Source organism: Streptomyces sp. NPDC001381, from assembly GCF_042895685.1.
In the GTDB taxonomy this organism is placed as follows: Bacteria; Actinomycetota; Actinomycetes; order Streptomycetales; family Streptomycetaceae; genus Streptomyces.
Genome location: NZ_JBIAWO010000002.1, coordinates 783,528 through 796,988 on the forward strand (window position 1 = coordinate 783,528; position 13,461 = coordinate 796,988).

General features: G+C 72.2%; 15 protein-coding genes. 8 read left to right on the forward strand and 7 right to left on the reverse strand.

All coding sequences use genetic code 11. The features are described 5' to 3' along the window. Window positions 1-135: 135 nt before the first annotated feature. On the reverse strand, window positions 136-753 hold the full coding sequence (locus ACFY2L_RS10580) for a VanZ family protein (protein ID WP_390656540.1): 618 nt from the start codon (window positions 751-753) through the stop codon (window positions 136-138). A gap of 104 nt (window positions 754-857) precedes the next feature. Then, window positions 858-1,520 carry a DUF4230 domain-containing protein gene (locus tag ACFY2L_RS10585; RefSeq protein ID WP_390656541.1) on the reverse strand — a complete coding sequence of 221 codons (663 nt, stop codon included), beginning with the start codon at window positions 1,518-1,520 and terminating at the stop codon, window positions 858-860. Window positions 1,521-1,908: 388 nt separating this feature from the next. On the opposite strand from ACFY2L_RS10585, the gene ACFY2L_RS10590 reads away from it, so the two are divergent. Next, window positions 1,909-2,862 (forward strand): ribose-phosphate diphosphokinase, encoded by a 954-nt coding sequence (locus tag ACFY2L_RS10590; protein ID WP_390656542.1) that lies wholly within the window; start codon window positions 1,909-1,911, stop codon window positions 2,860-2,862. A gap of 56 nt (window positions 2,863-2,918) precedes the next feature. Continuing rightward, window positions 2,919-4,112 carry an elongation factor Tu gene (tuf, locus tag ACFY2L_RS10595; RefSeq protein ID WP_390656543.1) on the forward strand — a complete coding sequence of 398 codons (1,194 nt, stop codon included), beginning with the start codon at window positions 2,919-2,921 and terminating at the stop codon, window positions 4,110-4,112. A gap of 26 nt (window positions 4,113-4,138) precedes the next feature. On the opposite strand, the gene ACFY2L_RS10600 is transcribed toward tuf, so the two are convergent. Both ACFY2L_RS10600 and ACFY2L_RS10605 read right to left on the reverse strand, forming a co-directional pair. Then, window positions 4,139-4,519, reverse strand: a complete 381-nt coding sequence (locus ACFY2L_RS10600) for an anti-sigma factor antagonist (protein ID WP_390656544.1) — start codon at window positions 4,517-4,519, stop codon at window positions 4,139-4,141. A gap of 192 nt (window positions 4,520-4,711) precedes the next feature. After that, entirely contained in the window at window positions 4,712-5,179 is a 468-nt protein-coding gene (locus tag ACFY2L_RS10605) for a MarR family winged helix-turn-helix transcriptional regulator (protein WP_390656545.1), read from the reverse strand. Window positions 5,180-5,283: 104 nt separating this feature from the next. Between ACFY2L_RS10605 and ACFY2L_RS10610 the strand changes: the two genes are divergently transcribed. Both ACFY2L_RS10610 and ACFY2L_RS10615 read left to right on the forward strand, forming a co-directional pair. Further along, window positions 5,284-6,738 carry an aldehyde dehydrogenase family protein gene (locus tag ACFY2L_RS10610; RefSeq protein ID WP_390822050.1) on the forward strand — a complete coding sequence of 485 codons (1,455 nt, stop codon included), beginning with the start codon at window positions 5,284-5,286 and terminating at the stop codon, window positions 6,736-6,738. Between the two features lie 54 nt (window positions 6,739-6,792). Beyond that, window positions 6,793-7,899: an NAD(P)-dependent alcohol dehydrogenase gene (locus ACFY2L_RS10615; protein ID WP_390656547.1), complete on the forward strand. Its 1,107-nt coding sequence runs from the start codon at window positions 6,793-6,795 to the stop codon at window positions 7,897-7,899. Between the two features lie 49 nt (window positions 7,900-7,948). Here the strand turns inward: ACFY2L_RS10615 and ACFY2L_RS10620 are convergent, their stop codons facing one another. Next, the gene (locus ACFY2L_RS10620) at window positions 7,949-8,899 is read right to left on the reverse strand and encodes an NADP-dependent oxidoreductase (protein WP_390656548.1); all 951 of its coding nucleotides are present in this window, start codon (window positions 8,897-8,899) and stop codon (window positions 7,949-7,951) included. A 71-nt stretch (window positions 8,900-8,970) separates the two neighbouring features. Between ACFY2L_RS10620 and ACFY2L_RS10625 the strand changes: the two genes are divergently transcribed. Beyond that, window positions 8,971-9,924, forward strand: a complete 954-nt coding sequence (locus tag ACFY2L_RS10625; RefSeq protein WP_390656549.1) for a GlxA family transcriptional regulator — start codon at window positions 8,971-8,973, stop codon at window positions 9,922-9,924. Between the two features lie 70 nt (window positions 9,925-9,994). Continuing rightward, window positions 9,995-10,846 (forward strand): hypothetical protein, encoded by an 852-nt coding sequence (locus tag ACFY2L_RS10630; protein ID WP_390822051.1) that lies wholly within the window; start codon window positions 9,995-9,997, stop codon window positions 10,844-10,846. Window positions 10,847-10,856: 10 nt separating this feature from the next. On the opposite strand, the gene ACFY2L_RS10635 is transcribed toward ACFY2L_RS10630, so the two are convergent. Both ACFY2L_RS10635 and ACFY2L_RS10640 read right to left on the reverse strand, forming a co-directional pair. Next, window positions 10,857-11,420, reverse strand: a complete 564-nt coding sequence (locus ACFY2L_RS10635; protein ID WP_390656551.1) for a TetR/AcrR family transcriptional regulator — start codon at window positions 11,418-11,420, stop codon at window positions 10,857-10,859. After that, the gene (locus ACFY2L_RS10640; RefSeq protein ID WP_390822052.1) at window positions 11,417-11,779 is read right to left on the reverse strand and encodes a DUF1304 domain-containing protein; all 363 of its coding nucleotides are present in this window, start codon (window positions 11,777-11,779) and stop codon (window positions 11,417-11,419) included. Before ACFY2L_RS10640 ends, ACFY2L_RS10635 begins: the two co-directional genes overlap by 4 nt. Window positions 11,780-11,928: 149 nt before the next feature. Here ACFY2L_RS10640 and ACFY2L_RS10645 point away from each other — a divergent pair, with 149 nt between their 5' ends. Together ACFY2L_RS10645 and ACFY2L_RS10650 are read left to right on the forward strand one after the other, a co-directional pair. Then, window positions 11,929-12,393: a pyridoxamine 5'-phosphate oxidase family protein gene (locus ACFY2L_RS10645; protein ID WP_390822053.1), complete on the forward strand. Its 465-nt coding sequence runs from the start codon at window positions 11,929-11,931 to the stop codon at window positions 12,391-12,393. Between the two features lie 64 nt (window positions 12,394-12,457). Continuing rightward, complete coding sequence (locus ACFY2L_RS10650; RefSeq protein ID WP_390656554.1) at window positions 12,458-12,850, forward strand: VOC family protein; 393 nt, start codon at window positions 12,458-12,460, stop codon at window positions 12,848-12,850. Window positions 12,851-13,461 lie beyond the last annotated feature (611 nt).

The window sequence follows — 13,461 nt, forward strand, 5'->3', positions numbered from 1 at the left end:
CGCGTTACCCCTGGTCGCGCGGAGGGCCCGTGTCTAAAATTCCCGGGGGGCGGCCCCCCCCCCCCCACGCCGAGAGCACGCACCGGACGCCGCACGGCCGCCCTGCGGGCGACGACGGGAATGTGACGACAGGGCCTAGCGGCGCCGGGGAGCGTGCACCGCGCGGCTCACCCGGCGTCCGAGCAGCAGGTAACCGATCAGCGCCCCTGTCGTGTTGAGGATGACGTCGTCGATGTCGAAGGCGCGTCCGGTCACCAGCGCCCCCTGCGCGAACTCCACCAGCAGCATCACGGACGCGGTCAGCAGCACCACTCGCAGCACCCCGCGCGCCTGCGGCGCGAGCACCGGCACCAGCAGGCCGAACGGCACCCCGAGCAGCAGGTTCCCGCCGATCTGCTTGACCGCGTCACGCAGCTCCGGCTGGTCCAGATAGGCCCGCAGCGAGCGGCCCGGACGCAGGTTCGAGTGCACGAGCGCCGCGGAGGCGGGCGACGGCTCCAGCGTCAGCCGCGCCAGCACCACGGCGAACCCCACCATGAAGGCGAACGCGCACAGCATCGCCAGGAAGCGCAGGACGAAAGGCAGCGGCCCACGGCCGGGCGACGCCGGTTCGTCCTTCCCGCTCCTCTTCCCAGGTGCCCTCCCCGGCTTCTTCGCGGGCTTCTTCTCCGCTGCGGCCGGACCGGGTGGCTCCTCGCCCTTCGTGAAGCGCAGGCGGAACCCGGTGAGCGGACGTGAGGCTGAGCGGGCCACGCGGTCCTCCAGTCTTCAACTTACCTTCGATGTAAGCCGGTTACCCGCGTACGGCGGGAGGATGCGGCCGAGAGCGCACCCTGCCGGGCGCGCTCGGCGGCTGATCAGGCTCCGTAGGTGACGGTGACCTCCTTGAAGCCGAGGGAGTGCAGCAGTCCCTCCAGCATGTCGGTGGTGTTGGTCTCGGCGCGCGCGGTCAGCTCGCTGTCCTTCGCGGCCTCGCCGATGTGCTTCACGGCGAGCTTCTGCACGGCCTGCTCGCCGTTGGGGTTGTCCGAGAAGAGGTCGCCGAGGCGGTCGAGGAGACCGCGCTGCTTGGAGACCGCGTAGGAGCGGTCGGGGTCGAGCGCCGGCGTGCCGAGCCGTGCGTGCGGCAGCCGGAGCGTGGCGGACGTACGGTCCTCGTCGACCGTCACGTCCTTGTCGTCGACCTTGCCGAGGTCGACATAGGCGTCCACGGTGCCGGCGCCCACGTACAGGGTGCGGGTGCCGCGGATCGCGTCCGGGAGGTACCTGGCGTCCTTCTCCAGATCCACGACGACCTGGAAGTTGCCGGAGGCGGCGTCGTAACGGCTCATGTCCTGGATGGACTTGAGCAGGGCGGGACCCGAACGGTCCTTGGTCTCGGTGCCGAAGAAGTCACGCAGTCCCGGCAGCAGACTGAGCCGGATCCCGGCGAACATCACGACGAGCACGACCACGACCGAGATGAGCACCTTGGCCCAGCCCGGTACCCGCTTCGGCAGGCTCTTGACGGGAGTCGTCATGGCGACGGCCCTCCTTCCTACCTGACCGGATTCCCGCCAATGCCCCTGCCAGACCGCGCTGTTGACGTCTTGTGACAGTCCGGCGCGGCATGCGGGCGCCCCCGGACCGGCAGGAGCGGCCCGGCCGGCCGGCCCGGCCACGCCGGACGCGGCCCCGCCGGGGCGCGACGCGGGGGCCGCCGGGCCCGGGCTCACCCATGCGCAGCAATGCCGGACCGGCGAACCGGAGGCCGGTCCCGGGACGGCCTCCGGGGCGCTGCCACCGGCGGGCGGTGACCGGTTTCACGCCGTCCCGGGGCCGCCGAGGCCGGATTGCCGCGGGTGGGCGGGAGAGGCGTGGTCCGTAGCATGAGAACCCCGCCCGGACATGGTCAGCGAGGAGCCGATCGTGCGAGACATCTCCGTGTTCAGCGGCAGTGCCCACCCCGAGCTGGCCGCCGAGGTCTGCGCCCACCTCGGGGTCCCTCTGAGTCCCACCCGAGTCAGCAGGTTCGCCAACGACTGCCTGGAGGTGCAGTTGCAGGCCAACTGCCGGGAACGGGACGTCTTCCTGGTCCAGCCGTTGGTCCGGCCCGTGCAGGAGCACCTGGTCGAGCTGCTGATGATGTGCGACGCGGCCCGCGGGGCGTCCGCCGGCCGCATCACCGTCGTCATGCCGCACTATTCCTACGCCCGCTCCGACAAGAAGGACGCGCCCCGCATCTCCCTGGGCGGGCGCCTGGTCGCCGACCTGATGGCGGCGGCCGGCGTCCACCGCGTCCTCGCCATGACCCTGCACTCACCGCAGGTCCACGGCTTCTTCTCGATGCCCGTCGACCACCTGCACGCCCTGCGTGAGCTGGCCGCCCACTTCCGCCGCTACGACCTCACCTCCACCACCGTCGTCTCGCCCGACCTCGGCAACGCCAAGGAGGCCGCCGCCTTCGCCCGCATGATCGGCGCCCAGGTGGCGGCCGGCGCCAAACAGCGCTTCGCCGACGACCGGGTGAGCATCAGCTCGGTCATCGGCGAGGTCACCGGGCGGGACGTCATCGTCCTCGACGACGAGATCGCCAAGGGCAGTACCGTCCTCGAACTCCTCGACCGGCTGCGGGAGCTGGAGCCGCGCTCGATACGGGTGGCGTGCACGCACGGGCTGTTCGCGGCGGGCGCCCTGAAGAGGCTCAGCGAGCAGCCCGACGTCCTGGAGATCGTCTGCACCAACACCGTGCCGGTGCCCGCCGAGGAGCACACCCACAAGCTGCGGATCCTGTCCATCGCGCCCGCCCTGGCGGAGGCCGTGCGCCGGATTCACAACGGTGAGTCCGTCAGCGCCCTGTTCGACGCGGCCCGCAGCGAATAGACAGGAAGGAGTGGAAACGCGCATGTCGTCACCCATGTGACCAGGGAGGGCCCGCAGTGGCGAAGGCGAAGTTCGAGCGGACGAAACCACACGTCAACATCGGCACCATCGGGCACATCGACCACGGTAAGACGACCCTCACGGCAGCCATCACCAAGGTGCTGCACGACAGGTTCCCCCAGCTGAATCCCTTCACCCCGTTCGACCAGATCGACAAGGCGCCCGAGGAGCGGCAGCGCGGCATCACGATCTCCATCGCCCATGTGGAGTACCAGACGGAGCGCCGGCACTACGCCCACGTGGACTGCCCCGGCCACGCCGACTACATCAAGAACATGATCACCGGCGCGGCCCAGATGGACGGCGCGATCCTGGTCGTCGCCGCCACCGACGGCCCGATGCCGCAGACCAAGGAGCATGTGCTGCTGGCCCGGCAGGTGGGGGTCCCGTACATCGTCGTGGCCCTCAACAAGACGGACATGGTCGACGACGAGGAGATCCTGGAGCTGGTCGAGCTGGAGGTCCGTGAACTGCTCAGCGAGTACGAGTTCCCCGGCGACGAGGTGCCGGTGGTACGGGTCTCCGCGCTCCGGGCGCTGGAGGGCGACCCGCGGTGGACGCGGTCGGTGCTGGACCTGCTGGACGCGGTCGACGAGGCGGTGCCGGAGCCTCAGCGGGACGTGGACCGGCCGTTCCTGATGCCGATCGAGGACGTCTTCACCATCACCGGGCGCGGAACCGTCGTCACCGGCCGGATCGAACGCGGCACGCTCCGGGTCAACAGCGAGGTGGAGATCGTCGGCATCCACCGGCAGAAGACGAAGACGACGGTCACGGGCGTGGAGATGTTCCGCAAGCTCCTCGACGAGGGCCGGGCCGGGGAGAACGTGGGCCTGCTGCTGCGCGGGATCAAGCGGGAGGAGGTGGAGCGCGGCCAGGTGGTGATCAAGCCGGGCTCGGTCACCCCGCACACGCGGTTCGAGGCGAGGGCGTACATCCTGTCCAAGGACGAGGGCGGCCGGCACACGCCGTTCTTCCAGAACTACCGCCCCCAGTTCTACTTCCGCACCACGGACGTGACGGGCGTGGTGACCCTGCCGGAGGGCACCGAGATGGTCATGCCGGGCGACAACACCACCATGCTCGTGGAGCTGATCCAGCCGATCGCGATGGAGGAGGGGCTGAAGTTCGCCATCCGCGAGGGCGGGCGGACGGTCGGTGCCGGGCAGGTCACGAAGATCGTCGAGTAGCGCCGCTGCGGAGGGGAGCGGCGCGGTCATAACGAGCCGGACGTGGCCTCGGGCTGTCCCAGGGCCGCGTCCAGCGTCGTCGAGGGCGGCAGCAGCTTGTGCAGTCCGGTGGCCCGCAGGATGCGCAGGGTCAGCGGGTGCGTGCAGACCAGGTGGAGGTGGCCGCCCTGGCCGAGCACCCGGCCCCGGGCCCGGTACAGCAGGCGCAGACCGGAGCAGTCGAAGAACTCGATCCGCGACAGGTCGAGGACGACCCGTGGTGCGGGTCCGGTGGTCGCCTCGTCGAGCCGTGGGCCGATCTCCGTCGCCGCGACGATGTCGATCTCGCCGCGGAACTCCAGCACCGTGTATCCCCGCTCCTGCCGGACACGCAGATGCGGGGTGTCCGCGGCGGGTTCCTGCTGCACGACGACATCGCCTCCAACCCGCTCCACCGGTCGGGAGCCTCCAACGGCGGGGGAGCGCGCAGCAGTTCCCCGCCCCAGCAAGGTACCCCCGTTGGAGTGAATTTCAGCATGTTCGATTGACATATGTCTTCGAATTGCGGGCGTGTCTCGATCGAGTTTTTTCGCGTCGTGAGCGAAGGGGTGCGAGACAGGTTACGACAGGGCGTGCCACGCCTTGGAGAGGGCGGCGCGGAACTGCTCCGTCTGGTGCGCCGTGAGCTCCCGCACCATCCGCTCCTCCAGCTCCCGCACCGGCCCCGCGCACTGCTCCAGCAGTGTGCGCCCCTCCTCGGTGAGCAGGATCAGCAGTTCGCGCCGGTTGCGCGGATTGCGCTCCCGGCGGATCAGCCCGCGGTTCTCCAGGGAGCGCACCAGATCGGCGATGGACTGGGCGGTCACGAAGGAGTCCCGGGCCAGCTGGGCGGCGGACAGCCCGTCGTGCCGCTCCAGGACGGTGAGCGCCGTGTACTGCAGGGCGGTGATTCCGGACGGCTTGACGAGTTCGTCCAGCCGGGATCGCACGACGAGCTCCACCTGCTTCACCATGTAGAGCAGGGACGGGGGTGCCTTGTGCGGCGGACGCGCGGGTGCCGCTGCCTGGGTCGTCTGGGTGCCGGCCATGAGTCCGAGCGTAGACCATTGACAGGAAACCTGTCCGTAAAGAGACTGCGGACCAACAGGAATCCTGTTGGTTGAAATCTTGGCGACGATGCTGAGGAGTGGCGATGACCACCTTCGAGACCGACCCCGGTCGGCTGTTCATCGGGGGACAGTGGCGCGAGGCCGCGGACGGAGCGCGGACCGAGGTGGTCGACCCCTCCCGGGGCGCGGTCGTCACCACCGTCGCGGAGGCGGGTGCCGCCGACGTGGACGCCGCGGTGCGGGCCGCCCGCGAGGCCTTCGACTCCGGCAGGTGGTCCGGGCTCAGCGGCCGCGAGCGCGGCCGCATCCTGCTGCGCGTGGCGCAGCTGATCCGCGAGGAGGCCGACGAGATCGCCCGACTGGAGAGCCTGGACGTCGGCAAGCCGATCACCCTGGCCCACGCGGTCGACGTCACCAACGCCGCCAACGACTACGAGTACTACGCCACGCTCGCCTTCTCCCTGGAGGGCGGCAACCGCGACACCCCCCTGAACGCCCTCGCCTACACCCGGCGCGGGCCGATCGGTGTCGTCGCCGCCATCACCCCGTTCAACTTCCCGCTGATCCTGGCCGGTTCGAAGATCGCCCCGGCCCTCGCCACCGGCAACACGGTCGTGCACAAGCCGGCCGACGAGACCCCGCTGAGCGCTCTGTACATGGCGGGCCTGCTCCAGCGGGCCGGCGTCCCCGACGGTGTCGTCAACGTCGTCACCGGCAGCGGCCCGGTCGCCGGGGAGGCCCTGCTGCGCCACCCCGGCGTCGACAAGATCGCCTTCACCGGCTCCACCGCGATCGGCCGGCACGCCGCGAGCGTCGCCGGCGAGAACCTCAAGCCGGTCACCATGGAGCTCGGCGGCAACGCGGCCCACATCGTCTTCGAGGACGCCGACCTGGAGAAGGCCGTGGGCGCGGTCATCAAGGGCTTCGTCTTCAACACCGGCCAGTTCTGCATGGGCGGCCCCCGCCTGCTGGTCGCCCGGCCGGTCTACAGCACCCTGCTGAACATCCTCGGCGAGGCGGTCCCCGGCGTCCCCGTCGGCGACCCCCGGGCGGTGGAGACCGTCGTCGGCCCGATGGCGGGGGAGAAGCACCTGCGCAAGGTCGAGGAGTACGTCGACCTCGCCCGCAAGGAGGGCGGCCGCGTCGTCTGCGGCGGTGAGCGGCTCGACCTCGACGGCGGCTACTACTACAAGCCCACCGTCATCGCCGACCTGCCCAACGACTCCCGGGTCGTCCAGGAGGAGATCTTCGGCCCGGTCCTCACCGTGCAGCCCTTCGACTCCGAGGACGAGGCCGTCGCCCTCGCCAACTCCACGCCGTACGGCCTGGCCTCGGGCGTCCAGACCGGCAACCTCGCGCGCGCCCACCGCGTCGCCGACCGCCTCCAGGCCGGCATCGTCTGGGTCAACGACTGGGCGATGCTCGACCCGGCCGTCCCCTTCGGCGGGGTGAAGGACTCCGGATTCGGCCGCGAGTACGGCCCCGAGGCGCTCGCCTCCTACACCAAGGTCAAGTCCGTCGTCGTCTCGCTCGACTGAACGCGCCCGCACCACTCTGCAGAACGCGCCCGCGGAACCCAGGGAGTCCAACCGATGTCCATCACCACACGCGCCGCCGTCGTCGAGTCCGCCGGAGCGCCCTTCACCCTCTCCGAGGTCGTCCTCGACGAGCCCGGCCCGCACGAGGCGGTCGTCCGGCTGGTGGCGGCCGGTCTGTGCCACACCGACCTCGGCGTGGCGAGCGGCGGACTGCCCTTCCCGCTGCCCGGCGTCCTCGGCCACGAGGGCGCGGGCGTCGTGGAGGCGGTCGGCCCGGCCGTCACCGGCGTGGCCCCCGGCGACCATGTCGTGCTGTCCTTCACCTCCTGCGGCGAGTGCCGCAACTGCCACGGCGGCCACCCCGCCTACTGCGCCACCTGGCTGCCGCTGAACCTCCTCGGCGGCCGCCGCGCCGACGGCACCAGCACCCTCAGCCGCGACGGCGAACCCCTCGGCGGCCACTTCTTCGGGCAGTCCTCCTTCGCCGAGCGCGCCCTGGTCGACGAGCGCAGCCTGGTCAAGGTCGACCCCGACGTGCCGCTGGCGTCGATCGCCCCGCTGGGCTGCGGTGTGCAGACGGGTGTCGGCGCCGTCTGGAACGTGCTGAAGCCCACGACCGGCGGCACGGTCGTCGTCCTGGGCGCCGGAGCCGTCGGCCTGTCGGCGGTCATGGCCGCCGCCCTCACCCCGGCCACCACGATCATCGCCGTCGACCGGGTAACCGAACGCCTCGCACTGGCTGCGGAGTTGGGCGCCACCCACACCGTCGACGCCGGACAGTCCGCGCTCGGTGAGGCCATCGCCGAGATCACCGGCGGCCGGGGCGCCGACGGCATCGTGGAGACCACGGGCAGCACGGCCGTCCTGCGTCAGGGCGTGGACGCGCTCGCCGCCCGCGGCACGCTGGTCGTGGTGGGCGCCCCGCCGTTCGGCAGCGAAGTCGCCCTGGACGTCAACGGGTTGCTCGGCGGCAAGCGGGTCGTCGGTCTCACCCTCGGCGACAGCGAGACGCAGACCTTCATCCCGGCCCTGGTCGAGCTGGTCAAGGAAGGGCGGCTCCCGCTGGACCGCCTGATCGGCACCTATGCCTTCGAGGACATCGGCCAGGCGGTCCAGGACATGACCTCGGGCAAGACCATCAAGCCGGTCCTGACCTTCTGACGGCCGGTCAGTATCAGCTGACGGACGGTCGGTACGGTCCGGTGGAAGGTCAGTCCACCGTCAGGACCAGCTTGCCGGTGGTCCGGCCGGTGTCGCCGAGCCTGTGCGCCTCGGCGGCATCGGCCAGCGGGAACGTCCCCGCGATCGTGGCGCGCAGCCTGCCCGCCTCGGCCAGCCCGGCGATCGCCCGCATCCCGGCCCGGTCGGCGTCCACCAGCATCCGCACCGCCCGCACCCCGAGCCGCTCGGCCTCCTCGTGGAACTCCCGTGTCCCCACCGGCAGGATCGACACCACGATCCCGCCCGGCCGCACCACGCTCAGCGAGCGCACCGAGGTCTCCCCGCCCAGGGTGTCCAGGACGACGTCGACGTCCTTCACGGCCTCGGTGAAGTCGGTCTCCCGGTAGTCGATCACCTCGTCGGCGCCCAGTGCGCGCAGGAAGTCGTGCTTGCCCGCGCTGGCCGTCCCGATCACGTACGCGCCGCGCTCCTTGGCGAGCTGCACGGCCACGTGCCCCACGCCCCCGGCGGCCGCGTGGATCAGCACCCGTTGGCCCGCCTCGAGCGCGGCGGTCTCCACCAGCGCCTGCCAGGCGGTCAGTGAGACCAGGGGCAGCGCGCCCGCCTGGACGTGGTCGAGGGCGGCGGGCTTGTGCCACAGGGCACGGACCGGGGCGACGACGTACTCGGCGTGGGAGCCGTGGCCGAACGGGTACGGCAGCATGCCGAAGACCTCGTCGCCGGGCACGAAGGCGGCGACGCCGATCCCGACGGCCTCGACGACGCCGGAGACGTCCCAGCCCAGCACGAAGGGCGGCTCGCCCAGGAACCCGCCGGTCGCGCGGTGCTTCCAGTCGGTCGGGTTGACGCCGGCGGCGCGCACCCGGACCAGCACCTCGTTCGGACGCGGCGCGGGCCGCTCCACCTCCACTTCCTTCAGTACCTCGGGGCCGCCGAGGACGTCCTGGCGGATGACGCGCATCGTGTTCACAGTGCTCATGGTGAACCAGCGTGCCGGGCACGGCCCCGCCGGGAAATGGCATGATTGCCAACCTTCGATAGAATCGTGCCATGCCCCTGGGACACCAGCACCGCGTCGTCGTCCTCGCCCTCGACGGCGTCTACCCCTTCGAACTCGGCATCCCGAGCCGCATCCTCGGTGCCGCCGACGGCCACTACGAGGTGCTCACCTGCACGCTCGACGGCGCCCCGGTGCGGACGAACGCCGACTTCACGATCGGCGTCGAGCACGGCCCCGAGGTGCTGGAGACGGCCGACACGGTCGTGATCGCGCCCGTGGCGCCCGAGCGGGTGACGGACCATCTGCCCGAGGGGGTGGCCGAGGCCCTGGCCCGGATCCGCCCCGACGCCCGGATCGTCTCCATCTGCACGGCGGCCTTCGTCCTCGCCGCCGCCGGACTGCTCGACGGCCGCCGGGCCACCACCCACTGGCACGTCGCGGAGAGGTTCCGCCGGATGTACCCCCGGGTCGAGCTCGACCCGGACGTCCTCTTCGTGGACGACGACCGGGTGCTGACCTCGGCCGGCGCCGCCTCCGGCGTCGACGTCTGCCTGCACCTCGTCCGCAAGGACCACGGCAGCGAACTCGCCAACAAGGTGGCCCGCCGCTGTGTGGTCCCCCCGTTCCGCGACGGCGGCCAGGCGCAGTACATCGAACAGCCGGTGCCCGAGGCCGGCGCGGCCGGCACGGCGGCCACCCGGGCCTGGGCCCTGGAGCGCCTGGGTGAACCCCTCACCCTCGCCGACCTCGCCGCGCACGCCCGGATGAGCCTGCGCACCTTCGCCCGCCGCTTCCACGACGAGGTCGGCCTCAGCCCCGGCCGCTGGCTGATCCAGCAGCGGGTGGTGCACGCCCGGCATCTGCTGGAGGCCAGTGACCTGTCCGTGGACCAGATCGCCGGCCGCGTCGGCTTCGCCACCGGCGCCTCGCTGCGCCAGCATCTGCGCGCGGCGATCGGGGTCTCCCCGCAGACGTACCGCAGGACGTTCCAGGAGACCCGCTGACGGTACGCCGAACGTTTCGGGCCGCCGCGGCGTCGAAGTGGCGCGGGAACGATCGTGAATGGGGGCGGACATGCGCGGAGGGCTCGTCGCGGTGACGGCCGCACTGGCGGCTGTCGTGGGATGCGGCGCCGGCGACGACGGGGACCTGATCATCGACTACGGGCCCGCGGCGACGCCGTACAGCGGTCCGCTCCACCTCGCGACCGAGGAGGTGGACGAGGACACCCCGGAGGCCATGCTGCTCGCCTCGGGCGCCGCGGGCCGGGCGCTGGAGTGCGACGGCGAGATCTCCTGGGGCGGCGGGCCCGACGGCTGGGGGAGGGGCGACGGCGGCGCGACACCGGAAGACGGGCTGAGGCTCTACTTCCACATGTTCGAGCCGGGAGGCCCCCGCTCGGAGTTCCGCGTGGAGCGCGAGGAGACCGACCGCGTCCTGTACTCGTACGACGTCGACGGCCGGACCAAGGTGGCGGTCGTGGTCGCCAAGGACCAGAAGGACAGGCCGGGTTGGGGCCCGGAGACCTACGCCTCCTGCGATCCCGCCGAACTCCCGGCGAGCGTCACCGACTCCGGCGACGAGGAGATCTGGACCGACCGCAACGGACAGCGGGTCCCGACCACGACACTGAGCAGCTACGCCGGCGCGGAGCACTGCGACTGGCAGACGGCGCACTTCCTGGGGATGGGCCGGGGCGAGGGCCACCGGCAGTACGTCCGCGACCCCGACGGCGTGCTCCCGGGCGAGCTCCTCACCGCCCCGTACGACGGCGACGTCCGCATGCCCGACGGTGCGCACGACACCGGATACCGCTACCGGGACTGGCAGTTGTGGCTGACCGGCGAGCGCACGACGGCCTACGTCCGCACGCCCGACGGCGTGGAGGCCTGGCCGCTGGCGAAGGACATGGTGGCCTGCGCGTGAGGGCCGCCGGTCAGCGGCTGGCGTGCAGCGCGACCAGCAACTGCCAGACCTGGTCGGCGATCTCGGAGGGCGTGCCGGCCAGGTCGCCGTGCAGCCAGTCGGCCAGCACGCCCGCGAAGGTCGCGGCGACGGCGGAGGCGACCAGGGGGGCGTCCGCCGCGCCGGCCCGCTCGCGTTCGCGCAGGCTGTACGCCCGCAGGTCCCGGTGCAGCACCCGGCCGAGCGGGCCGCCGCCGCCCGGGGCCAGCAGGGTGCGGTAGAGCCGGGCGTGCGGGGTCAGCGAGGCGAAGAACCCCGCGAGCGCGGCGGGCGCCCGCACCGGGTCCGGCCGCCCCTGCCAGGCGTGCAGCGCCTCCACCGCCTCGCGCACGACGTCGGCGCAGGCGTCGACGGCGAGGGCCTCCAGGTCGGGATAGTGCACGTAGAAGGTGGCCCGCCCGACACCGGCCCGCCGCACCAGCGCCGCCACGCCGACCTCCTCCAGCGGCCGCTCGGCACACTCCGCCAGCAGCGCGGCCCGCAGCCGCGCCCGGGTGCGGGCCGCCCGCGGATCCCCGGGCTCGGCGCGGCTCACTGCGCGATCAGGACGGCGGCCAGGGCGAGCGCGCCCGGGAGGGCCTGCGCCACCAGGATCCGCCGGTTGGCGGTGACGGCGCCGTACACCCCCGCGACGATCACACACGACAGGAAGAACACCTGCGCCCGGAACCCGGTCGGATCATCCGCCACCAGCCCCCACACCAGCCCCGCCGCCAGAAACCCGTTGTAGAGCCCCTGGTTGGCGGCCATCGGGGCGGTCCGCTTCGCCAGTTCCGCGTCGAAGCCGTGGAAGCCCATCCCCGGTTTCTTCTGCCACAGGAACATCTCCATCACCAGGATGTACCCGTGCAACGCGGCCACCAGCCCGACCAGTACGTTCGCCACTATCTCCATGATCTCCCTCAACTTCCTGGACAGGTGTCCACTATAGCGGGACACCTGTCCAGGAAGTCCAGTCCCGCGCCGCGGCGGACTCCGGCGGACGCTCGCCTCCCTCGCCGGCACCGGGGTGCGGGCGGGGCGGTGGTGGCGACACTGGAGGCATGACCCGAGCAGCGGCACGCACCGCCAAGCAGTGCAAGCACGACACGCTTCACCGGCTGGAGCACGACGTCGACGTATGGGTCGCCACGGCCGGCGGGGACGGCGAGGTGCCCCTCCTGGCCCCGCTCTCCTTCGTCTGGGACGGCGCCGTCCTGCTGACCGCCACCGCGACCACCACCCCCACCGGCCGCGGCCTGCGGGACCACGGCGTCGCACGCCTCGCCGTCGGCCCGGCCGACGACGTGGTCATGATCGAGGGCGCCGCCGTGGCCGTCCCGCCGGCCGACCTGCCCGAGGAGGACGCCGAGATCTTCGCGGGCAAGACCGGCTTCGACCCCCGTGAACTCGCCGCGCCCCACCTGTACTTCCGCATCCACCCGCAGCGGATCCAGGCCTGGCGGGCGCGCGATGAGGCCGAGGCGATCGACGTGATGCGGGACGGGGAGTGGCTGCTGGCCGACTGAAACCGGGGTATCCGCAAGGTCCGGGGCGGGAGCGGCCCGCCACGGACCTCGTGGAGGAGAAGACATGGCACTGGTGAAAGCGGGCGTCGTGGTGCTCGACTGCGCCGAGCCCGAGAAGCTCGCCGAGTTCTACAAGGGGCTCCTGGAGGCCGAGGAGACCGACGTGACCGCCAACCGTGTCGAGATCAGGAGCGGCGACGGCACCCGTCTGGCCTTCCGGCGCGACGCCAACGCCACCCCGCCGAGCTGGCCCCGCCCCGAGAACTCCCTCCAGGCCCACCTCGACTTCCTCGTCGACGACCTCGACGAGGCGGAACGCAGGGTCGTGGGCCTGGGCGGCCGGCCCGTGGACACGAAGGGCGCCGCGGGCCCCCACGAGGAACGCGGCTACGCCGACCCCGCGGGCCACTCCTTCACCCTCCGCCGCACCCCGTCCACCGCACCGAAGCAGGGGTGACGAACGGGGGTTCCACGGGGCGTGCCGCCACCGGAGGGCTCACCCAAACGCCTTCCGGGGAGGGTCCCCGTGACGGGGGGCCCAGGTATCGGCGCCGGAGAAGGAGCTTTCCGCCGGGCTTCCGGAGACTTCCTTCCCGGCCCCAGCGGACCTCCCGGAGAGAACGTCGCGTGAACGCGGACCTCAAGACCGGGAGGCCCCCGGAAGCAGACCCCTTCCAAGCGGCCGTTGGGCACCCGCCCGGGGAGGCCCTTCGGCGGGTGCCCGGCAATTGCGCCCGGGCGGCCTCCCCGGGAGGTGCCCTGGGGAGCCCTCAAGGATGCGCCCCGGCGGAGCTCCCGAGAGAGGCACGCGGGCAGCGCCCTGGGGGCCTCGAGGACCTGCCTGAGGGGGCCCCAGGAAGTGTCCCGGGAGGGCCCGGGAGAGGACCCCAGGAAGTGTCCCCGGGAGGACCGTGCCTCGGCGGGCGGCCTGGGCGAGGGCTCCGTGGGAGTGTTCCCGGGAGGCCTCGAGTGCCTGGCTGAGGAGGGCCCAAGAGAGGCCCGTCCCCGAGAGGCGCCGAGGGCGTGCCTCAGTGAGTCGCTCAAGCGGGGCCCCAGGGGGTGTGCCCG